Here is a 22,905-nt window from a genome sequence, read left to right as displayed (position 1 = left end):
GATCGACGCCCGCGCGCCCGACAGGAGCAACATCGCCCGATGGCCCGAGCAGCACGACGAGCGTGGCGCCTTCACCTGTCCTGAAGGACGCAGACAGCTGCCGGAGTGCCGTCGGTCCGACCGAGTCCACTCGAGCAGGAGACACGCGCGGTACATCGCCCCGGTAACCAGCGCAGGAGAGCACGGAGGAACATGCGATCACGATCCCCCAGGCCAGGAAAGCCAGCGGCGAAGCAGGGCGACAGGATCGTCGGCATCGACACGCATGTGCTGATGGTCCCGTCGCCGGGAGGGCCTGTGCCCACGCCGACGCCGATGCCGTTCAGCGGGAACCTGTCCGGCGATCTGAGCGCAGACGTTCTCGTCGAGGGCAAGCCAGCAGCGATCCAGGGCAGCACCGCGACGAACACGCCCGCGCATGTGCCCGCAGGGGGCACCTTCCAGCGTCCTCCGTCAAACCAGGCCAGGGTGCATACGGGCAGCAAGACGGTGCTCATCAACAACAAGCCCGCCGCGCACCTCGGAGATCCGGCGCTGACCTGCAACGACCCGGCGGATGCCCCGAATGGGAGCGTGATCGCCGCCGGGACGGTGCTGGTCGGCGACTAGGGACCAAGAGGATGGCGACAGCCACGAGGCCAGCAGCGGGGGCGCAGGAAGCGAGCGAAGGGATCTCGCTGGCGCAGTATGCGGCCGTCAGGGCGGCGGTGGCGGAGGGGTTCCCGCTCGCAGACGTGCTCACGGTCGAGGGGCTCAAGCCACGTACGTTCGCGCGGGCCGATCTCGCCTGGAAGCAGCGGCTGGCCGCGGAGCTGGAGCTGCTCGCGGCGTACGAGCAGGAGCTGGCGCAGGCGGAGGACTGGCTGGATCGGCAGGTCCAGCCGCTCACGGAGGACCCGACCGCCTGGGTGAGCTTTCTTGCGGCCTTCGCGGCGCACCCGGCTCCGTTCGATCTGCTGCAGGAGCACGACCTGGGCATGAACGACGTTGCGCGGCTCCGCCGCCGATGGGCGCGGCGCGCGGCAGAGAACGCGAAGGTCGGCGAACTCCTCGAGGAGCTGCACGCGAAGCCCGGGAAGCTAGGGCCGCTCCGGATCGCCCCTCGGGTGCTGCGACCGTCGAGGGTAGCCGAGGCGCGGAGATCGGCGAAGGGGCCTGCCGACGAACATTCTGCTGCGGCACCGCTCGGAGAGCCCGGGCTGGGCCTGGCCGAGTACGCTGCGCTCTGCGCGGAGCTCGATGCGCTGCCGGAGCAACGCGAACGGGTGCTGCGGCGCCACGGCCTGGCCGATGAGGAGCAGCGTGCCGGTCTGGATCGGCGGTGGCAGGCAGCGCTCCAGCGTGACGCGGCGCTGGCGAAGGACTTCGAGCGGCTCCAGGCGCATCACGCGCGTCGGCTGGAGATGCTCCTCGCCCGAGCGCGGGAGGCTGGCCATGTCGAGCGCTCGCCAGCATCTACCGCCGCCTCAGTTGCGCCTGCCGCGCCGTCCGACGAGGCGCTCGTCGGTCCTGCGGCGTCGGCCATGACCCTGGCGGCGCTCCAGGGCACGGGGCCCCTGCTGGATGTCCCCCGAGACGCGGTGCTCCCCTTCGTGCCCGTGCAAGGCGAGCTCGCGACCGCGACGGCCGAGCCGAAGCCTCCTCGCGCTGCGGAGTCGCCCACCGGCACCGCCGCCGTGCCCGACATTCCGCGAGGGCCGGAGCTGCCGTTCCCTCAACCCGGTGCGGCGATGACGGTGAAGCGTCCGCCTCCTGTGATCGCGGAAACCGCACCGCTCTCGGACATTCCCCGCGGCCCCGCGCTCCCGTTCACGACCGGAGCATCCACGAGGCGTACCGGCGCTCTGGCGGCATCGAGGCCCGCTCCTCACGCGGCAGCAGACCTCCGGGAGACGTCGCTGCACGTCGCGATCCCCCGTGAGCTGCTGGCGCAAACCGCGTCCTCGCCGGCCGCTGTGACCGGAGCGGCCGCCCAGACCTCCAAGGCATCGCCGCCTTCCACGCCGTCGAGCACGGCCGGGGAGGGCGGTATGGCGCCCCTCCCAGGGTCGCTGGAGACAATCCTGCCGCTCGCGCAGTACGCCGCGCTCTGCGCGGAGCTGGCCCTGTCCCCCGCCATGGCCAAGTCGATCTTCCAGCGCTACGGCCTGGGTTCCGGCGAGGTCCGGTCAGTGGTCGATGCGGCATGGAAAGAGCGGCTTCGCGGGTCCCCGGCGGAGTACGCGAGGTGGCAGGACTTGGTCCAGCGCTACTACGCGCATTTCGCCAGGCGAGGCGCGCCCGCGCGGTGAACCGTCTCGATCTCGAGGAACGCTCGTGCGATCGGTTTTTGGCAAGGCACAGGGACGCGCGCCCCATGCACTCACTGCTACGGCCGGCGCGCAAGCCACCGGCGGACCGCGAGAACCGCCTCACGCGGCGGATCCACGGGTGGCTGACCGCTAGGACCAACCTTCCCGGCGCCGCCCTCCAGGCCGTCACCCCTCGCCCGCCGTGTCAACCGCTGCCGCAAGCACGAGCGCCCACCCCGTGTCGATCCACCGCGTCGCCGCCCGCGGCGTCCCCTCGAGATAGCGCAGCCGGTTGACCCGCTGCTCGTCCAGCAGTCCGCCATTCTTCCTGACGTCGTCGCTCGCGACGATCACCCACGCGAGATCGGTCAGCGACACCGTTCGCTCTGCAAAGCCGTCCGGCCCACCGTCGATGCGCAGCCCGCCGCCGTCGGCCTGGCCGACGATCCGGCAGCGCCTGCCGTCCCGCTCCACGAATGCGCCCGCGCCGGGCCGCCGGAGTAGCTCCTCCACGAGCACCCGCGCGCGCTCGCGGCTCCCCGCCGGCAGCGATCGGGACACCGCGCGGCCTGATCCCAGGGCGCGGTACGCGGCATGGTCGATCTCCGGACAGGCCCACAGCCCCTCCTCATCGAGGTAACGGGCCACGCCAAGGTATCGCCAGCCGGGCTCGCCGGGCGACCGCGCGAGCACGAAGGCCGTCTCCCCAGGGCGGCGGTCCTGGGCTGGCACCGGCGAGCGAACGCGATCGGGCGCGACCAGCGCTCCTGGTGTCTCCAGACAGAAGAAGAGGTGACCGCCGACACGGCCGGTCCGCGGCGGCTCCTCCAGCCCGAACGCGCGGGCTACGGCCTCGTCGTCCTCGAAGCGCTCACCGGCGCTCGGGCCGATGTCCTCGGGGCGGACCACCTCGACCAGGAGCGCGATAGGCACCGTCGCGGCCGTGGCCTCGTACGAAGGTGCATCCGGATTGTCCGAGCGGAGCCGCCAGCCCGACCGATCGCGCACGATCCGCTTGATCTGGTAGGCAAACCCCAGATCGCGATCGGGTATCTGAAGCAGCGCCACCTTGCCGTCCAGCGCATCGTACGAGGCGCCGCGCGCAAACTTCATGATCAGCCAGTCCCCATCGCGGATCGGACGCTTCCCGCCATCCATCGAGTCGCCCGCAGCGCGCGCCGCAAAGAGCCCATCGCCGTGTGCAGCCGCGATCGGGAGCCGCACCGTCTCGGCCTCGGGAGAGAGCTCCGTCGGCAAGCCGGCGGCGCCCGCCGCCGCGCGCAGATCGGGGAAAGCGACCAGCGCGCCGCGCGGCGCCGTGGACACCCCTTCGGGGCTCTCCGGCTCGACCCATAGCCCATCGGGTGAGCGGACGAAGCGGACGTGGAACGCCGTTCCAGGCCGGCCAGCAGCGAGGCCGAACCAGCGGCGCAACAGATCCGGGAGCTCGTTGCGCTGCGAGCCCACGCGGTGCGCGACGTTGCAGAACTCCTTCATGAAGCGGAAACGCCACACCTCGCCGTCCGGAAGGCGGACGTCGACGTTCCCTGAAGGGCGGTCGGGGCGGGCTGCGCGCGAGGGCAGCTTGAGGATGGGGTCGCGCTTGTTCCACAGCACCTTGGCCGAGAACGACGCGCCTGAGCCGTCCTCGCGGCGACGCGCGCGGTACATGGCGAGGCGGCAATCGACGAGCTCCCGCGTCATCGCGGCGAAGGCCTCCTCGTCGCCTGGAGGACTGGAGATCTTCGAGACGAAGCGGTCCCCATCGAGCACGAACCAGCGGCGGCCTCGCGCGCCCGTCCACGCGGCGATGGGGTTCTCCTTCCAGTAGCTGACGAAGCGCGGCTCGTCGAACCGCTGGCCACCGCCCAGCTCGGCCACGCCGTCGAGATCTCGCCAGAGCTCCGGAGAGCGAGCGAGGATGGATTGGCTCCTGCGCGCGAGCTCGACGATCGAGATCCCGTCGAAGAGCGCACCCGCCTCGAGCAGCGCTTCGAGCGTGACCATCTTATAACACTTGCTCATCGCGGTGATCTCGAGCTCCCGGAGCCACGCGCCGGCGGCGCGAAGGACCCTGAGCTCCGGCGGGCTCAGATCGCCTTCGGAAGCCACGAAATCGAACCAGCCCTGGTGAGCCGGTCGCAGCGTGGCAGGCCGATAGCCCATCCGGAACAGCTCGCCGGCCGTCGGGCGCTCGCCGCGCGCGTCGCGGCGATCCCGGTACGCGCGCTCTACCTCGCTCTTCCCGCGGGCAGGAAGCAGGCTGAGCAAGAGATCTTTGGCCTCGAGATCGAGGTCCACCGTGCAGCCCGGCGGCAGGCGCGCCGCGCGGATTCCGCCGAGGAAATCGCGCAGATCGGACGGCTCGGAGCCGAGCGAGACCAGCGTCCGCACGCGGTCGAGGAACACGCGGTGATTGCCCACGAAGTCGAGCACGGTGAGGCGCGCCTTCCCGTCCGCGACGCGCAGGCCGCGGCCGAGCTGCTGCAAGAAGACGACAGGAGACTCCGTGGGACGGAGCATCACCACGCGATCGACGTTCGGCAGATCGATGCCCTCGTTGAAGAGGTCGACAGCGCACAGCGCGTCGAGCTTGCCATCAACGAGGTCCGCCAGCGCCTCCTCGCGCGGCGCCGACTCCGGACCAGAATGGACCGCGGCGATGCGAACACCTCGTGTGGCGAGGAAGTCGCACGCATGGTGCGCGTGCCGGATCGAGCAGCAGAACACGAGCGTGCGCTCCCCCGGGTGCTCCTGCCACGCGCGCCACATCTGCTCGAGGCGCCCATCCGTGTCGATAGCTTTCTCCAGCTCTCCTGTATCGAATCTCCGGTTCTGGAAGGTGACAGCGCTGTAATCGGTCTCGTCCCTGAGGCCGAAATACGCAAAGGGGACGAGCAAGCTCCGCTCGATGCCGGCGCCGATGTCCGCCCGGTAGGCGACGTGATCGTCGAAGAGCCCGACGACATCCGCGCCGTCGGCGCGCTCGGGCGTGGCGGTCAGGCCGAGCAAGAAGCCCGGCTCGATCCGGTCCAGGATGGCGCGGTAGCTCGGTGCGGTGCCGTGATGGACCTCGTCGACGATGGCGTAGTCGAAGCTCCCCGGGGCGAGGCGCGCGAGGTGGTCGGGGCGGGACAGCTTCTGCACCGAGGCGAAGACCACATCGCCGGCCAGCTCACCGGCGCTCCCGGCGCACCAGCCGAAGCGCGCGGTGTGCTCTCGCAGGAGGCGGCGGAAGGTCCGGGCGGCCTGGACGAGGAGCTCCTCGCGGTGGGCGAGCACGAGGACGCGCGGACGGCGGCCGTGGTGCTCGGCCCAGGCCTCGACGTCGAGCGCGGCGAGGTACGTCTTGCCGAGGCCGGTGGCGAGCACCACGAGCGCGCGGCGGCGCCCCTCCTCCGCGCGGCTCCGCTGCAATGCGGCGAGCGCCTCGCGCTGGATGGGGTGCGGAGGAGGCGGGGGATCGATGGGCTCGGCGTCCTCCTCACCCGGCGGCAGGCCCACCGCGACCTGCCGCGCGCGACGAGCGTAGCTCTCGACCCAGTCGGCCGTGAGCGGCCGGGCGCGGGACCACCAGCGCTCGAAGGCGCTGGCGGCGGCACGGTAGGCGTCCGGATCGCGGTGGCGGTCGACGCGGAGGTTCCACTCGATGCCGTGACCGAGCGCGGCGCGGGAGATGTTGCTCGATCCGACGAACGCGGCGCCGAAGCCCGGGCCCTCGAAGCGCCACGACTTGGGGTGGAACGAGCGGATCTTGCCGGTGAGCGCGTCGACCTCGACCACGCGCGCCTCGAAGCTGCCCCGGGTGCCTTCGGCGCCCGCCAGCGCGGCGTTGCCGCCGGCCCAGTCGAGCAGCTCGGCGAGCGCCGTGGCCTGGGTGATGTGGAGGTAATCGCCGGTGACGAGCCGGACGCGAGCGCCGCGCGCGAGGGCCGCGAACACGTGGCTCTCCAGGACGTCGAGACCGCTCTCCTGGACGAAGGCCGAGAGGATGGCCACGTCGGTTGCGCGCGCGAAGACCGGCGCGAGGTGGCGCAGGAAGGGGTCCTCGGCGCCGCCAGTCGCGAGGGGCGGGGCTCGTCCGGCGAGGTAGTTCCCCCGGCCCGGGATGACGTGGCGCACGCCGCCGCGCGGGTCGTCCACGTCGCCGCGGAAGCGCGGGATCACGTGGACGTGCAGGTGCATCACGGTCTGCCCTGCGGCCTCGCCGGCGTTGATCCCGACGTTGTAGCCATCCGGGTGGAGCTCGGCGTCGAGGTCCCGCTTGACCGTGTCGACCAGCTCGAAGATCGCGGCGCGCTCCTCGGTGGTGGCGTCGAACCAGGTCGGGATGAGGCGGCGTGGGACGACGAGCGTGTGGCCGGGGCTGACCGGGAAGCGGTCGCGCAGCGCGAACGCGAGCGCGTTACTCGCCACCCATGCGGACTCGGGGGCCTCGAGGAACGGGGAAGTCACCGGTGGGCCGATGGTACTTCAGGAGCGGGCGCGAGGTGTCTTCTGGTCGCCGTCACGTGCAACTTCCCGAGGAGTTCGATCGTGGCTACGCTGGCGCCCGTGCATATCGACGTGGAGGGTCCTTCCGAGCTCACCCGACTCCGCCTCCCGGAGGGGGGTCGCTCGACGGCTGCAAGCGCTTGGTGGCAAGCAGGATCGCGGGAAACAGCTGCCGCCGAACAATGCCGAACGGCTCGTCGACCTCGCCGAGCCGCTCGCGTTTCACCCTGCGGATGACATGCTCGGTCATCTTGAGCATGCGGGCCGCCCGATCCATTGTTAGGCATCCACCGTCGTTATGTGCCAACAAGCTCCTCGCCGGCGCCGACAACAACCTCCAAGACGCCGATGACCATCACGAGGCGGCGTGCGGCGCGCGCCTGAGGGATGGCCAGCGCGCTCCTTGATCGCAGCCGACCGCACCCGCGATGGCTGTCAAGGGGCCTGCTCGGCGAACCATCAGCTAACCTGAGCGTCAATACACGGCGTCCCGGGCTGGCTGCCCGCGGAACTGGCAAAAAACGAGTAATTGGGGGCGCTTGCCCGCCGGCGCCGACCCGGACTCTTAATCCATTGGCTGAAGGTTCAAGTCCTTCACGGCCCACCAATGAAACATTGAGGGTCTCGTGATCCTCATCAAGACCGAGCTGCTCCGCTCGACGATTCGTCAAGCGGAGCAGCTCGGTCGGCAATGTCGGAAACGCTGTGGCGCGAAGCCATCGCGCACCTGCGTGGCCTCGCGGATGTAGCCCTCCGTCGTCGTGAACGACTTGTGGCCGGCCCGGCTCTTGAGCTTGAGCGGGGGAGCCGCTGCTGCGGTCCATGCCGAGAAGAACCCGCCCTTCGCCTTGGGACAGGGTTGACGCTCATGATGGTTGCTGCTCGATCACGCAGGATGGTTGCTGGTCATCGCGAGGGTCAGCAGGCAGATACGCCCCTGGACATGGCGTCGCCCCGATGGCGAGGACGCGCGGCGGCCTGGGCGCCGCCGTAGCTCGGCTTACCACCCGAGTTGCGACATAGGCGCTCCCTTGAAATAGCTCCCCATCAGCGAGCGCCGGGCCAGTTGGTGTCCGTGGTCGTCCAGAAGCTCGAACGTCCAGCGGACGGGCAGCTGCCGGCCGGAATCGAGCACGAAGGATGAGGCGAAATCGTCGTCCAGAACGCTCACCGGAAAGCGGATCTGGCCCCCGTCGGCGTGCTCGTCCTTCGCCGGGACGAAGCGGTGCGAGCGACCGTCGATCAGGGATCCATCCGGGTGAGAGAGCCTGACGCGCCAGCGAGTTGGGACGTTCCTCCGCCCGTTCACCACAAAGTCGACGCGCATCGACAGCCCGGGCAGGAATGCGAAGTTGGTGATCGTCGCGGTGCCCACTGCACGCTCCACTTGGCTGCGGACGAGGGGGAAGTCGCCGAGGTGGCCCAGGAACTGCGGCTGCTGGATGTGAAGCGGCACGATGCCCGATCCCGGGCGCTTCCAGTTTTTCGTCTGCTGCTCCTGCATGAAGGCGCATGCGTTCACGAAGGCCTGGAGGTCGGAAATGAGCTTCGGAGAGCCAGCAGGGAGGTCCGCCTCGGCATGGTGGAACGCGTGCAGGAGCGCCGCCGTAAAGAAGCCGTTCTTCGCGTTGGGGCTCTCGCGCGAGAGCGTCTCGGCGCTGGTGGCGAAGAGCATCCGCATCCCGGGATGCGCTTCCGATAGCACCCGGAGCCAGGTGAGGTCTTCGTCTATGCCTCCAAGGCCGGCGACGTCGGCCGGCGACACGAAGCGCCCATATGCCGCCGCGTGACAGGTGTCGAGGATGGTCATCATCGCGCGCGCCCGAATGATTCGGACGTAGTCGGCGAGCTCATCGTAGTGCAACAGGCCGTCGGCCAGGAGAATCCCTTCCTCGCTTCCATGGCCGGAGAAGTAGAGAAGGAGGTGCTCCGGCGGCTGCCATGCGAGCGCATTCAGCGCAGCGATCATCTCGGCGCGGGTTGCCCTCGCGCCGAGAAGGCACTTACCGCCCACTCGCGGAGGGCCGAGCGCCCCGGAGAGGACGCGGAAGATGTCGATGGCATCCTTCTCCGCGAAGCGGAGGAGGTCTGCGCCGGGACCGTAGTTCACACCGATGGACAGGACGTAGTACATCAGAGCCTCCTGGAGGTGCAGGACCGCGCGGCGTCTCTACCGCCCGGCGGGTTGAGATAGGCGCTAGCGTCCATGCCCCGATGCTGAGGGCAATGGAGGTCGCGTGCGCGCGCTTCTTCGATTCGGAAAGCTGTGGGAGCTCGCTTTATCCTGCGTGCCCCTGTTTTCTCCTTCGTGTGCTGGGCCCGCCTTTCGCAGCCTTCTTCTGCGAGGTGCTCGGCGTCCTCGCGCCGGAGCTTTGTCCACCAGCGCCAGGGTCGCTCACGAGGTATGTCGCCACCGATGCGACGGCGGCGACGCCCGCGAGCATGGCGGCGATGTGGCCGGTGCGTTTTCCCTCTCCCACGGCTCCGACGAGCTCTCGCACCTGGGTCTGGAGCCGCGCGACGTCGGCCACGGCGCGTTCAAGGGCCTCCCGGTAGCGCCGTGCATCGTGCTCGTTGCGCTCGGCGGCGTGGCGCGCATCGTCGCGCTCCCGTTCGACGGAGCCGAGCGCCCCTTCTGCCCTCTGCCGACGCTCTCGCTCGCCGCGGAGTGCTTCCTCCGTCTCGCGCAAGCGCGCGGCGAGATTGTTCGCGTTGCGCTCGAACTCAATCACTTGACGAATTGCCGCGTTGTAGTGCTCCCGAGAGACGAGGCCCTGCGCCTCCTTGACGCGCTCTACCGCATCGGTGCCCGCTACGAGTTGATCGAGGGTCACGCCGAGCACCGGTGCGAGCAGCTGGAGCGTGTCGGGCGTGGGGTTCCGGTCGCCTGTCAGGATGCGGTGGACCGTCGAGCGCGGCACCCCTGCCTTGTCCGCGAGCCACGCCGGTGATTGCCCGAGGCCGTCGAGCTGAAACTTGATACGGTGGCCAATGGGCTCCGGCGGCGAGCTGGGGGGAGGAACATCCACGGGACGAAGGTACGACCACCATGGCAACGGCACAAGGGGGGTCGCGTTGCCAGGGGCGTTGCCACGGGCAACGAGCGCACCCCGTGGTCACATTGTAATGTAATTTCATGTAATTGGCTGCACTCGGAAGACCGTCACGCGGGCATCTCCGACACGTCCAGGGAGCGCAGGACGCGGCGCCTCGCCCAGGCCGGGAACCCAGGTGCGAGCCGGACATCGAGGCGCCGCTTTCAGCTGGCTACCCGACCTCAAACGCCCCACGCGAGATGGCCAAGCGATCTTCCGCGTAGGCGGCGGCCCATAGCGGGTCCGGCAGCGCCCAATCGAACTTGTCGGCGCCGCACTGTCGCGCAGCGAGCTCGCGGTCGGCGCGTGCCGCAAGGAGCCGAGGGTCCGGCGTCCGTTCCTGCAAACCGCGCAGTACTTCCCGTGTCTGTTCGACAGGCGCCTTCACGTCCAGGCCAACTTGCTCGTCCTGAACCTCGAGACCGGCCTCGCGCAGCGCGAGGAACACAGTGCGCTGAACCCTCGTGCCCGCCCACAAGAAGATGCGTGACCGTCCTGCTGGGGGCACGGGCTGCAGCGCAGGCTGGAAGCGCCCGGCAAGGCAAGCCGTGCCCCGCACGAGGGCGAGGAGCTCCTTGGCACCATCGTCGAGATAGGTCGGGGTGTCGCTCGTGCAGGCCAGCTCGCGCATTTTCGCGTGTACACGCGGGTGGATGTCCGCAGCGAGGGACGTGAACTTCGGTATCCTGCGACCCTTGCCGGGGATCACGTGTACTTCGCGGCGGTCGCCGTCGATGGCCTCCACGCGCCACCGGCGACCGGCGAGCAACACGAACTCGCCCGGCGGAGGCAGTAGCGTCGCGGGGAGCGAGCCGATCTCGCGCGCGAGGTGCACGACGCGGAACTCCTCCGGCGTGGTGAACGCGGCGTAGAACGAAAAGTGATCGCAGAGCTTCTGGCCGCGCAGCCCAAGGATGATGTCGCCTTCGGCCATCTGAGCGACGAGGCCATGCTCGGCGAGCCCGCGCAGGAGGACGGCGAAGTCGCCCGGCGTGAGCTGGCCGAAGGCGCGGCTATCGATGAGCCGCCGGTAGAGGCGTTGAACGCTCATGCCGCCGGTCTCTGCGAGCGTGGACAGGAGCTGGTGCACGAGGGTCGAGAGGTGAGGTCGATGGACCTCCGGCGGCTCGGAGAACTTCTCGAGCATGAGCTCAATCGCCGCGATACCCCGCAGAAAATCGAGGTGTAGGCCATCCCAGAGGGTGTCCTCCGGGGTGGGTGCGTCTTCGATGAAGAACGCACGGAGCACCGCGGCCGCACCTTCGCGCCGGCCGCTGCGCCCGACGCGCTGAGCGAGCGAAGCGACCGACCACGGCGCAGCGACCTGGATCACGCTGTCAACCTCGCCGATGTCGATGCCCATCTCGAGCGTGTTCGAGCAGACGGCGGTGCAGGGCGTCTCGGCGCGCAGCCGTTCTTCCGCATGCTCGCGCTGCTCCTTGGAGAGCGAGCCGTGATGCACGACAACCTCATGGCGGAGGCCCATCTCCGTTGCCTCGCTCTGAAGGCAGTCGGCGAGCTCCTCGATCCGGCTCTTTGCGTTCGCGAAGGCCAGGCTCGTCGAGCCCTGGCATGCACGAAGGATCGACCGCGCGACGAGGCGCAGCGTCGGGTCATCATCGCGGGCGGCGCCCTCGTCCCGGGCGGCGCCCTCGTCGGCGCCGCCTCCAGGCGTCTGACGCTGATAGCCTCGCACGAGGATCTTGAGCGAGCGCTCCGCATCCGGATCCGTGATGTAGGTAGCCGCCGCGCCGCCGGGTCGGAGCCACGCACAGGCGGCATCAGGGTCGCCGAGGGTCGCCGACAGGCCGACCCGCACAGGATCGCAGCCGCAGCGCTCGCGGAGCCGATAGAGCTGGCTCTTGAGCTGCGCGCCGCGAACCGAGCCGATGAACGCGTGCATTTCGTCGATGACGACGTAGGCTAGGCGCCCGAAGATCGAGGGCATCTGCGTCGGTCGCAGGACGAACATGGCTTCGAGCGACTCGGGCGTGATGAGGAGCACGCCCGACGGGCGAGCAAGGAGCGCGCGTCGCTGCGCGGCGCCGACGTCGCCATGCCAGCGATGCACGGGGATCGCCAGCCGCGCGCAGAGATCTGCCAGGCGCACGAACTGGTCGTTGATGAGCGCCTTCAGGGGTCCGATGTACATCGCGCGCACGCCACCAGCCGCGTCGTCCGCGATGCGCGACAGGATGGGGAGAAAGGCCGCCTCGGTCTTTCCCCCCGCGGTCGGCGCTGCAATCACGCAGTCCCCGCGGTCGGTGAGCAGGTGCTCGATGGCCCGATCCTGGATCGGCCTGAGCGCGGTCCACCCCATCTCCCACAACCGGCGCCTCACGCCCTCGTGCAGGAGGTCGTACGCGGACGCCATCAGAGCTTGAAGCTCACGAGATCGCCTTCCTCCTCGACGGGTGCGCCGGGGGCTTCCGCCGAGGTCGCTGGCGCGACCTGAACCTGGTTCACGTGCCCGAGCGAGGCGCGCCAGTTGTGCGACGGATCTTGCTCGATGAGGTTCATCAAGCCGACGAAGCGCGTCACCGTGTCGCGAGGCGTCTTGAAGTAGCCGTCGCCGAGTGTGCGCGCGCAGTAGTCGATGTAGAGCTTCAGGCCGTCGTCCGGGAGCAGGTATTTCGCAGGATCGCCGTACGCGAACACGTCGCGGATCCGGTGGAGCAGCACGTAGAGGTCTTCCGGCGTGAGGTTCTGCAGCCGGATCACGGGCCCGGCGAGATCGCGCACGTCGCCCTTGGCGAACTCGTTGGGAGCGAGCCGCGTCGCCAGGGCCTCGTAGGAATAGAGGCCGCGCCGTCGATCCTCGAGCGCCTCGTCGGTCGCACCGAACAGGAAGACGGTGCCCTCGACGCTGCCCTGCAGCGCGTCGTTAAGGATCCGGAGGATCTGCTCGTAGTTAACACTGCGAGCCCGCGCGCTCGGCAGGCGGTGCGACAGCACGGCGAGCTCGTCGATGCAGACGACGAGGCCCGAGTACCCTGCGATCCTCGCGAACTTCGCGAATAACTTCAGGTAGTCGTACACGCTGGCATCGTCGATGATCGAGCGCACCCCGAGGTCGGTGCGGGCCTCGGTCTTGGTACCGTACTCGGCCCGGAGCCAGCGCGTCGCGTTCTGCTGGGTCGTCGAGTCGCCTGCCTGGTGAGCCCGGAAATAGCGAGCGAGCACCGCGGCGAAGTCGAAGCCGCTCACGAGATCCTGCAGCGGCCGCAGCCTCGTCGCGATCTCGGACTCGACCCTCGCGTCGTCCCCACCGGCAGCTGTCACCTCCTGGAGAACGCCGGAGATCCAGCGCTCGACGACACCGCCGAGCGCGTTGCCGTCGGGGCGCGCCTTCGAAGCAAGATTGCGCATCAGCTCAGCGAACAGCGCACGCGCCTGCCCGCCCGCCCCGTGCAGCCTGCGGTCGAGCGTCACGTCGGCTCGCGCGACCAGGAAGCCCTTCTCGAGCGCGACGGTGCTGACCAGGTTGAGGAAGAAGCTCTTCCCGGCGCCGTAGCGGCCGGTGATGAAGCGGACCGCGGCGCCTCCCTCCTTCGCCAGGTCGAGATCTCGCAGCAGTGCAGCGACCTCCGCCTTCCGGCCTACCTGGATGTGCTGCAGTCCGATGCGCGGCACGACGCCGGCGCGAAGCGACTGGAGGATGGCGGTTCGCTCGCGGTCTTTCAGGCGAGGCGCGGCCGGCGTCATTGTCATTGCGCGTCCTTGGGAAGGAGGTCGGTGCGGATGGTCCAGTGCCCTTCGTCAACGATCAAATAGTCGCCCAGCGCCTCATCGGACCAGCCGTTGATCGCGTCGATGATCGCGCCGGGCATGAGGCGAAGCCTCGCGGCGAGCGCCTGCGCGTCTGAGGCCGACCAGGTCTCACGCGTGATGAGCTCATCGAGCGCGGGGCGATACCGCGGATCAAGAGAGGCCGTCAGCGCCGTCCATGCGCCGCTGGCGGCGGCCGGCGGCCCTCCGTTGCCGGTCGATGTCACGGGCGGGGGCACCGCTGCCGTGCCCTCGCTGGCTCGCTCGCGCGAGGCCGGCGGCGCCTCGACGCCCCCGTCGTCGTCTGCCGAGTCGAGCACGTCGGCGAGGAGCGCCGCGACCTCGCGCGTGTCCGCGAGGATCGCGTCAATCGCGCGCTGATCGAGCTGGACGCGGTGCCCGGCGACGTCCGGCGGCGGCGTTACCGCGCTGCCCTTCGCCGCCGGCTTGCCATCGACGACTGTCACCGGCTGATCCGTGGCCAATCGCGCGCCGCTCGATGCGATCGCCGCATCGAGGGCCGACGGCGCGAGATCGAGGCTCTTGTAGAGCCCGCGGAGCGCCTTGTGCTCCGGAGCTCCGATCGTGCCGTCGGCACCCGCGATCGCGACGAGCAGCCGACCGATGACGGCTCGCTGCTCCGGCGTGCGTGTCTCGGCGAGCTTCTTCGTGAGCGGACCGATCTTCGCAGGCTGGAGGGCCAAAACGTCGCGCAGCGCCTCGACGCGCTCGCGCATAGCGTCGTCGAGGAGGAACAGGGTCTCGAGGAGCGTGGTCATGACGGCGAGTTCCTCCTCACTGATGTGTTTGTCGGCGGCCGCGATGTGGACCGCGAGCTTGAGGACCGTGGACACCGGACCATAGAGGTGCGGATCCGGTGCCGACGTGTTCGACGAGCGCCAGACGGCGAAGCGCACGTCCTCCGCCGTGCTCGAGGGAGCGGCGCGAGGATCCGGCTCGATCGCAAACCCGAGCAGGGCGGCGGTGTCGGCGAGCTTCCGCATCTGCGCCACGGTGTAGCGGTCACGCTGCGGCAGCCGCCCGAGCCCGGCGAGCGTCTTCGCCGTCACCAGGGGGCGCTCGCCCGCGCGCGGGGCGGAGAGGATGACCTCATCCCAGCGGTCCTTGTCCGGGTGATCGTGCTGCGCCCGCAGGTCGGGCGGCATCGCCTCCCACATCTCTGCGGTAAGCACGACGCTCGCCTCAGCGCCGGCCTTGCGTTGAGCGGATGCGAACCGCTTCAGGTCCTCGAGGCACGCGTTCCAGATCGCCACGAGCGGCTTGAGCTGTTTGGGCTTGCCGAGCACGTCAGGAACGCGCGCCGCGTATCCGTGGGCCGTCGACAGGAGGCCGGCGCTCGCCGGGCGGTACGGGATGATCTTCGGCCGCGCGGCGGCATCGAGGACGATGCCCTCGCCGTACTTCTCGCGGTAGCGTAGCGCGAAGAGGTCGAGGAGCTCCTGCCGCGAACGCTTCGCGACGACGCTCCGCTTTGCCTCCTCCATCGAGGAGGCGACGGCAGCGGCGAAGTCGGCGGGCAGAGGCCGGCGGTGCGTGTGGTACCACGCGAGGAACGAAGCCATGGCGGTCGCGTTCGTGGTCACGAGCTCGCCGAGCTCGGAGCGCACTGTGGCTTCGTCCACGGACGCGAGGTGATCCAGGAGCGTGAAGGCCAGGAAGTCGGTCGCGTAGCCGCGGAACGAATTGTTCCCCGAGTAGATGGAGAGGAGCCGGCCCACCTCGGTGCGGATCGCCGGGATGTCAGCGCGTTCGACGAGAGCGCGACGCTCGAGGCCGTAGAAGAACAGGAAGACGTAACCGATGTACGCGCTTGGCTCGATCCGCCCGCCCGAGAGCCACCTCAGGTACGCGCCGCGGTTGTGCGCACCGACGTCGCTGTATGAGGGCCAGTAGCCCATCCCTGCGGAGTAGCTCGGGTGCGCTGTGGCGACGGGAAGCGATGGGTTGATCAGCGCCGGGTCGACGCTGCGGAGGCCGCTCGCTGACGGGAGCTGGCCGCCGACGTAGATCATCCCGCCCGTTACCGGGATGCCCTGCACGTCGACCCGATGTCCCGGCGGGATCCAGACGGCAAGCGTCGCTCTGGAGGCCAGCGCCCTTGCAGCGCCCTGCGAGGTGGACGGTGCGTCGAGGCGGGCGCTCCCCTGGAGCGTGGCGGGCGGCGCAGCTTTCGACCGCCGCAGGAAGTAGACGGCCACGCCCACCAAGATGAGGAGCAGCAGATATCCCATGGCACCGGCTCGCTGTCGCTGTCGTTGGCCCGCGAGCCTACCACCGGATGCGCAGCGATGATCTGCGAACCCTCGACCTCGCCTCGGCTTCGCTCCGATCCGCTCCGAGCCATGGCCGCGTCCCTTCCGGCTTGCGAACGAAACGGAGGCAGGGGTCCCGCGACGAAGAAGGCGGACTGGCCGAGCTCGTTGACGTCAAGCGCACGCCGCCCAGCGACGCAGGCTTCCAAGTGGGTTCACGGGCACCGTACGCTCGCAGGATGCCGCGCTACTGGATCATGCGGGTGGACCACCGCGAGGCGAAGAACTTCCTCTGGAGCGAGCTGAAGGCCGGACGACTCCGGCAGGGCTGGGGCTACCGCGAGGATCAGAAACTCGAAACGATCGCGGCCCGCAGGAAGAAGGGCGCGATCATCACGGACGAGCAGCAAGATGCCTGGCGTGGTAACCGTCGGATGCTTGGATCCGAACCCGACAGCATCCAGGAAGGTGACCTCATCCTCGTGCCGCACCTCCCCGAGGACCGGCACTGGTCGATCGCGCGGGTGCTGGGGCCGTACCGCTTCGATATCCCCAAGAAGCCCAAGGACTACGGCCACATCCTGCCCGTCGCACTGCTCTCGGGCGATCGTCCCGTCGGCTTCAAGGCGAAGGGCGTCGCGGCCGGATTGCGCCAGACGATGCGCAATCTGTCGCGGCTCTGGAACGTCGACCACCTGGGAGCGCAGATTCAGCAGATCGTGGGGAACCTTGGGAGATCCGCGCAGACGACCGACGTCGAGGAAGACCGGCTCGAAGCGCTCCTCCGGGAGCTCGAGCTCGCCGGCTTAGAGCGTTTCAAGTTTCACTTCCAAGGTGCCGAGTTCGAGGCGCCCTGCGTGCGCCTGCTCAAAATGCTCTACGGTGAGGCCAACGTCGAGCACACGGGAGGCCGGAGCGAGAACGGCGCCGACGCGATCTGCACCTACCGCGATCCCCTGGGCGTGCCCCACCGCGTCGCCGTGCAGATCAAAATGTGGACGTGGGACGCCGACTGGACGCGGCCGCTCGAGCAGATCAAAAAGGCATGCCAATCGTACGAGGGGATCACGTCGGGCGTGATCCTCTCGACCTCGGAGCGTGTCACGCCGGCGTTCGAGGCGGAGCGTGCAAAACTCCAGAAGGAGCTCGGGCTCCCCGTGCGGGTCGTCCTGCGGCAGGAGCTGCTCAGGCTGTTCATCCAGCACCTGCCGACGCTCGTCGCCGCGGAGGCGGAGCCTGAGCCGGATCTGTAAGCTCGCGGTTGCGCCTCCGTGCACTCGATCGTCAGGCGCTGCGGAGATGCCGCCGCTCATCACAGCCCCGGCCACATAGAGCTGCCCGGGGTGCGTGCGGCGGGTCGAACCACGTCATGTGCGCGTGGCACGCAGGACGGGCATCAGCACCGACGCGAACTGAATCAGGGTCTCGGTGATCTTCGAGACCAGCATGTCGTTCAAGTCCTCGCCGGTCGACCACTCGAACGTCGTCAGCGCGTTGACCGTACGCGGGCCACCGTTGTCGACCCGTGTGCCGGCGGGGAGCCGAGGGAGCACGGCCTCGATGCGCCGCCGCCAGGCGTCGCGGCCCGCGGTGTCGTCGGTGCCGAGCATGAGGCCGACCTGGATAGGGGACCAGACGTCCTTCTCGTACCCCCCGAAGTGGACCTTGAACACGACGCCGGAGCCGTCATCAAGCGTCAGCCCGTACTCGAGCGACTTGCGCGGTTTGGCTGTCCGCTCCAGGTCGGGATACGCGGGGAGGTGCGCGGCATCCAGAGGCTCGCGCGCCTTGCGCAAGAACTCGATCACCTCTTCACGCACGGGGAGGCGTCCACGGTTGGCCTGCGCCGCCTCGTCCTGCACATCGCGCAAGACGTCGGCGGGGACCGCGCGTCCTTGCGCGTCCTGCACGAGCACGCGCACCGTTATCTCCCGCTCGCTCCGCAGCACTGCGCTCACGACATGAGGCACGAGCAGGTACTCGTTGTCGAGCGCATACATGGCCAGCGATACCAGCGCCAGCTCGGTAAGGCTGAGCGGATCATCTCTGCCCGCGAACCGAGGCGCGAGCTTCGCGAGGCCTTCGTCGATGCCGTCGCCCGCGATGACGAGCAAGAAGTCGGCATGCCGACAGCTCTGGCGTAGTGCCTCCTCGTTCTCCCTTACCAACTGCGCATGTCCGCGCAGCTTGTATTCCAGCTCGGGTAGCCTGGCGCTCGCCCAGCTCTGCTGCACAACCCTCGCGTAGTCCAGGATCTGCGCGAGGACCTGCCGCCGCGCCTCGGGGTTCTTGAGGAGCTTATCCTCCAGGAGCACGAGCCGGCGCAGCTCGCCGTTGTCGCTGCGCACCTCGGCGAACACGAGGTCGATATTGTCCACCTGCGCGCCGAGGAACATCAGCGCGGAGTCCTCGGCGATCATCTCTGCCTCACGGAGCGCATCCGCGAGCAGGTCGACGTTCTCGATGAGGATGCGGTCCCACTCGGCCTCCAAACGGCCGCCGGGTTCGACCCGCCGTAGGCGGCGCCGCGGCTCGAAGGGACGAGCGGCAGCATCAAGGATCTCGATGAAGCTGGGGAGGACGTCCATCCGGCCATGGTAGGCCAAGCCCGCTGCACGCATGCAGGCGATCTGTCGTGCCGCCGGCCGGCCGCGGTGGGCCATCACCATGGGAGGAGCGGCCAACGACATGTCAGCGCGTCGGACGGGGATGCAGTACCATCGCGCGGCACGCCGCACGCTGCTGCATCGGAAAGCGCATGCCCGAGCCCCTCTTCACCTTCGCCGATCTCGTCGCACGCGTGTGCCCCGCGTTCGAGGGCATCAACAAGTGGAAGGCCGTCCGCCACCTCGACAACCGTCCCGGCGTTCCCGATCTCGTCGAGCTCTTCCACCTCGACCGCTCGGCGCTGGAGTTCTACCAGGCCGACCAGACCAAGGACGTCTTCGGCGCGTGCGACGGCATCTTCTCTTTCCTGGGGCTTCCCGGGCGTCGCGCGCTCTTCGTCGGCGCCTATCAGGCGCGAGGCTCGAGAGCGGCGTCCGTGCTCGATCCCTCGACCGTGCCCGTAGCCCTGCGGGGAATGTACGCGGCCGCGCATCGCGATGAGCCTGCCGCGTTGCGCTACTATTACGACCTCCTCCGGGATCCTCGCTTCGCCGCGCTGGAGATGCGCGTGGTCGTCGACTGGGGCCCCGGCGCGTTGTCGTGGCACCAGTGGGCCCTCGACAAGCCCGTCGTCGAGCTCAGGGATCCGAACAGCCTCGGGCCCTGCCCTGACTACCGGGCCATCGACCTGTCGCTCGCGAAGCTCGCGTTCTTGAGCCGCCATGAGGAGGCGAACCCATCGTGGCGGGACAAGCTCTCGGCCGTCGGGGGCATCTATTTGCTGACTGACCGGCCTCGCGATCGGCTCTACGTCGGGCAGGCCGGCGGCGAGACGGGCTTCTGGGGTCGCTGGCGGGCGTATGCTGAGCAGCGCACGGGAAACATCGCGATCGACCCCGCGTTCGACGCGGGCGAGCTGCGCCCGGAGAGCACCACGCTGTCGATCCTCGACGTCGTGCCGAGGGGCGCGTCCGCCAAGATCGTTCTCGACCGGCTGGAGGTGCGCTGGAAGGAGCGGCTCTGCACGCGCTCCGCTGGTTACAACCGGAACTGACATGCCGCCGCGGCACGCGCGGGAGGCATCGGGTGCAGTCGGAACGCACCCGGAGCGAGCACCGGCGTACAGCCGGCGATTTCGGGCCTTTGCCGATCGGCGGGGGCACCTTTCCGAAGGGATCCGGGGGTAGAAGGGCGTGTCGCCCGAACCTTCTTTTAGTCATCGCCCGAAGTGATGTACGACAGAGCATCGTGGAGCTGCGCTCGGGGGTCCGCGTTGATCGATACGTCCTGCTCGATCCGCTCGGGAGGGGAGCCCAGGGATCGGTCTGGAGGGTCCGCGATCTGCTCGATGGCGCCGAGAAGGCGCTGAAGCTTTTCGATCTCGCCGCCCTGCCGAAGCATGGCGCCGAGCGTGCCCGGCGCGAGGCCCAAGCAGTCGCCAAGCTGAAGCACCCCGCGATCGTTACCTGCCACGCTCTGTTCGAGCTGCCCGCGGAGGAGCGCCTTGGGCTCGTCTTCGATCTCGTACGTGGCCGTCCCCTTGCTGATGTGACGCGCGACGCGCACATGACGCCACACCACCGCGAAGCGCTGCTCGTTCACCTCGCCGACGCACTTGAGCATGTGCACGCCCGCGGGATCGTCCACCGGGATCTGAAGCCGGAAAACATCCTGGTGGCTGATGCTTTCTGGGAGGCGCCGCATGCGCCCGGCGGCATGAAGCTCGTGGACTTCGGCATCGCCGCCGCTATCGGCAACCCGCAAGGCGTCACCGCAACCGGCGCGTTCATCGGGACCCGGCCATACCTGGGACCCGATCTGTTACTTCCAGGCCGCTGGGGTCCGTCGTCCGACGGCTTCACGCGCGACATCTTCGCGTTCGGCGTGCTCGCCTGGGAGCTGCTTGCCGGCGTGCACCCTACAGGTTTGCCGTTCGACGCCCCGATCGAGAGGTACGCGGCGGCGTACAGGGACGCCGCTGAAGGTCGCCGCCCCTGGCCCCCTCACGGCCTTGTATCCCCGGCAGCCTGGGTCATCGGCGCATGCGTGGCGCTCGACCCAGCTCGTCGTCTGGCGGACGGCGCTGCGCTGGTCGCGGCCTTGAAAACAGGCCACGTTTCGAGCGTGTCGGCCGCGCCGATCGCCGGCTCCGTGCTCGCGGCGCCCACGGAGACCAAGGACACGCGGACGGAGATCGACACCGCACGACGCGCCTTCATGCCAGCCCCCAGCACCTTCGTACCGACGGCCGGGGTCGCGGGGCGAGGTGTGCCTACATCTACGGCCCCGATGACGATGCCGATACGGCGGCTTCCAGCGCTCTCGGTCCCGTCTTCGCACGTGACCCCGATGCCCGCGGTCGACACGGCCTCGGGCGCCAGGCCCAGCGCTACGCACGAGCCTCGACGGCAACGCGCCACGGCTCGGTGGATCGTCGCGGGAGTCACTGGTGCCGTGTTGCTCGCTGGCACCGTGTCCTATGTCGTGGCCACCGCGACCCTCGCAGCTCGCGCGCCAGCACCGCTGCCACAGTCGCCGGCCCCGACCACGCCCGCAAGTCCCATGCCCGACGTAGAGCCTGCTGCGCCAATCCCGTGCTGTGGCGATGGGGCGAGGTGCAGGTCGGGACGCCCGTGCACGGCGGGCACATGCACGGCGCTTCTGCCCGATCGGTGGTGGTATCTACGGGTTACCGGTGTGGCAACGCGCTCGCCCGAGCAGCCCCGGTCGGGCCTCGCGGACTCCTTCCCCATGGATCTGGCGAGAACCCACCCGCACAGCCGCGTTTGCATGCGGCGCATCACATCGTCAAGTTCGACGGTCTGCACTTCGCTCCCGCAGGCTGCGCGCACGAACGATGGGGACTGGGAAAACCGGCTGCGCGTACGCACGTCAGACCTCGTGTCCGGCGGTCTCGAGATCTGGGTCGAAGATGACGGGGCGGAGCTGACCCGTGGAATCAGCGCGTCCAACGAGAAAGGGATCTCGACAAGCGCACTCTGCCGCGGAATGTCGCTCTATGCCGGCCCCAGAGACACTGCCCTCGCACGGGTCTTCGCGTACCTGGACGACGGCTGAGGGGGCCATGCATAATCGACCACCGACGCTGCCCACCACCGAAGAGCAAAGGCCGCCGACAGGGCAGCCCGCGCAGGGCGGCCGACCACTCCTGCTCGCGACCTTCCCAGAGCAGGTGGCCGTCGAACTCCCTCGACCAGGAGAGTCAGTCGGTCGCACTTGGCTAGCGAATTCGGGTCTCGTCGACCCCAAAGTCTCTGGTAGCCATGTAAGCTTTCTACGCCGGGGAAGTAGTCTGGATGTACAGGACGTGGGCTCGCGCAACGGAACGAGCCTCAACGGCATTCGTCTCGCACCCTACTCACCGGCGCCGCTCACGGACGGAGCGATCCTCGAGATCGGGAACACGGTTCTCCTATTTCGCGAGCTCCTCGTAGGAGACTCCAAGCCCGAGCCAGCGCTGGGCGAGCTGGTCGGCCCATGGGGCCTCGGCAGCGTGCGTCATGGCTTGCGCTCGCTGCCGAAGCCCTCGGTGCTGAACGTGCTCATCGAAGGCGAGACGGGGACGGGCAAGGAGCTGCTCGCCAAGGAGATTGCCCGGCAGCTCGGGCGCGACGCGCGCTTCGTTCCGGTCAACGTTGCCACCATCCCACGCGAGCTCTTCGATGGCCATCTGTTCGGCTGGGAGCGGGGTGCCTTCTCGGGAAGCGTCCACGCGAACGTCGGGGTGCTGCGTGCGAACGTCGGCGGCGTGGTCTTCTTCGACGAGCTCGAGGCTCTGCCACTTGAGATTCAGCCAAAGCTGCTGCGCTTCCTCCAGTCACGCGAGGTGTTCTCTCTTGGTGCCAGCCGGCCGACGCACGTCGACGTCGCCGTCATCGCCGCGACCAACCAACCGCTGTCCGAGATGGTCGGACAAAATGCCTTCCGTCGCGACCTCTCCGCACGCTTCAATGTCCGGCTGCGCCTGCCGAGCCTCAAGGACCGGCCAGAGGACATTTACGCGATCTTCGAGGCGTGCTGGCGTGCGTTGCGCGGTCCGCTCGATCGCACCCGCATACGCGTGGATGCCGATGCGGTCGTCGCGATGATGCGCCACGAGTGGCCTGAGAACGTCCGCGAGCTTGAGCGGCTCGTGTTGTCCGTAGACCCGGACGTCGGCTTGAAGGCCTCGATCGTGCAGCAGGTGCTTGGTACACAAGCCTCTGCTGAAGCTCAGCGTCCATGGAAGGACGTGGTCGTGAGCACGCTTGCCGCCTGCGGTGGAAACAAGTCCGAGGCCGCGAGACGGCTCCGGATCTCGCGCGGCAAGTTGATCCGGCTCCTTGAGGAATACGGTATTTCTTGAGCGAAGGCGCC

14 protein-coding genes are annotated in these 22,905 nt (G+C 68.9%); 6 read left to right on the top strand and 8 right to left on the bottom strand.

Annotated features, from left to right (window positions below; all coding sequences use genetic code 11):
* The first annotated feature begins 192 nt into the window (after positions 1-192).
* Complete coding sequence (locus WMF46_RS43935) at positions 193-609, top strand: PAAR domain-containing protein (protein WP_437982675.1); 417 nt, start codon at positions 193-195, stop codon at positions 607-609.
* An 11-nt stretch (positions 610-620) separates the two neighbouring features.
* Positions 621-2,291, top strand: a complete 1,671-nt coding sequence (locus tag WMF46_RS43930; protein WP_437982674.1) for a hypothetical protein — start codon at positions 621-623, stop codon at positions 2,289-2,291.
* Between the two features lie 186 nt (positions 2,292-2,477).
* Here WMF46_RS43930 and WMF46_RS43925 read toward each other — a convergent pair whose 3' ends face one another.
* The 7 genes from WMF46_RS43925 to WMF46_RS43895 all read right to left on the bottom strand — a co-directional run bounded on the left by WMF46_RS43925 (position 2,478) and on the right by WMF46_RS43895 (position 15,900).
* Positions 2,478-6,746, bottom strand: a complete 4,269-nt coding sequence (locus WMF46_RS43925; protein ID WP_437982673.1) for a DEAD/DEAH box helicase family protein — start codon at positions 6,744-6,746, stop codon at positions 2,478-2,480.
* Between the two features lie 130 nt (positions 6,747-6,876).
* Positions 6,877-7,044, bottom strand: coding sequence for a hypothetical protein (locus WMF46_RS43920; RefSeq protein ID WP_437982672.1), 168 nt, complete (start codon positions 7,042-7,044; stop codon positions 6,877-6,879).
* A gap of 741 nt (positions 7,045-7,785) precedes the next feature.
* Complete coding sequence (locus WMF46_RS43915) at positions 7,786-8,919, bottom strand: caspase family protein (RefSeq protein WP_437982671.1); 1,134 nt, start codon at positions 8,917-8,919, stop codon at positions 7,786-7,788.
* A 145-nt stretch (positions 8,920-9,064) separates the two neighbouring features.
* Positions 9,065-9,814: a helix-turn-helix domain-containing protein gene (locus tag WMF46_RS43910; protein ID WP_437982670.1), complete on the bottom strand. Its 750-nt coding sequence runs from the start codon at positions 9,812-9,814 to the stop codon at positions 9,065-9,067.
* Positions 9,815-10,052: 238 nt separating this feature from the next.
* Positions 10,053-12,254, bottom strand: a complete 2,202-nt coding sequence (locus WMF46_RS43905; RefSeq protein ID WP_437982669.1) for a DEAD/DEAH box helicase — start codon at positions 12,252-12,254, stop codon at positions 10,053-10,055.
* A complete protein-coding gene (locus tag WMF46_RS43900; protein ID WP_437988005.1) occupies positions 12,254-13,585 on the bottom strand; it encodes an ATP-binding protein in 1,332 nt (443 codons plus the stop codon). Before WMF46_RS43900 ends, WMF46_RS43905 begins: the two co-directional genes overlap by 1 nt.
* A 2-nt stretch (positions 13,586-13,587) precedes the next feature.
* A complete protein-coding gene (locus WMF46_RS43895) occupies positions 13,588-15,900 on the bottom strand; it encodes a TerB N-terminal domain-containing protein (RefSeq protein WP_437982668.1) in 2,313 nt (770 codons plus the stop codon).
* 260 nt (positions 15,901-16,160) lie between these two features.
* On the opposite strand from WMF46_RS43895, the gene WMF46_RS43890 reads away from it, so the two are divergent.
* Complete coding sequence (locus tag WMF46_RS43890; protein ID WP_437982667.1) at positions 16,161-17,174, top strand: restriction endonuclease; 1,014 nt, start codon at positions 16,161-16,163, stop codon at positions 17,172-17,174.
* A gap of 114 nt (positions 17,175-17,288) precedes the next feature.
* Here WMF46_RS43890 and WMF46_RS43885 read toward each other — a convergent pair whose 3' ends face one another.
* Positions 17,289-18,509 (bottom strand): hypothetical protein, encoded by a 1,221-nt coding sequence (locus WMF46_RS43885; protein WP_437982666.1) that lies wholly within the window; start codon positions 18,507-18,509, stop codon positions 17,289-17,291.
* Positions 18,510-18,679: 170 nt separating this feature from the next.
* Here WMF46_RS43885 and WMF46_RS43880 point away from each other — a divergent pair, with 170 nt between their 5' ends.
* From WMF46_RS43880 to WMF46_RS43870, 3 genes are all read left to right on the top strand, one after another.
* Positions 18,680-19,582, top strand: a complete 903-nt coding sequence (locus WMF46_RS43880; RefSeq protein WP_437982665.1) for a hypothetical protein — start codon at positions 18,680-18,682, stop codon at positions 19,580-19,582.
* A gap of 194 nt (positions 19,583-19,776) precedes the next feature.
* Positions 19,777-21,606: a protein kinase domain-containing protein gene (locus WMF46_RS43875; protein ID WP_437982664.1), complete on the top strand. Its 1,830-nt coding sequence runs from the start codon at positions 19,777-19,779 to the stop codon at positions 21,604-21,606.
* Positions 21,548-22,894 carry a sigma 54-interacting transcriptional regulator gene (locus WMF46_RS43870; RefSeq protein WP_437982663.1) on the top strand — a complete coding sequence of 449 codons (1,347 nt, stop codon included), beginning with the start codon at positions 21,548-21,550 and terminating at the stop codon, positions 22,892-22,894. Before WMF46_RS43875 ends, WMF46_RS43870 begins: the two co-directional genes overlap by 59 nt.
* Positions 22,895-22,905 lie beyond the last annotated feature (11 nt).

Source organism: Sorangium sp. So ce117 (genome assembly GCF_051524395.1).
GTDB classification, from domain to species: Bacteria; Myxococcota_A; Polyangia; order Polyangiales; family Polyangiaceae; genus Sorangium; species Sorangium cellulosum_B.
This window is presented reverse-complemented; position numbering and strand designations above follow the sequence as displayed.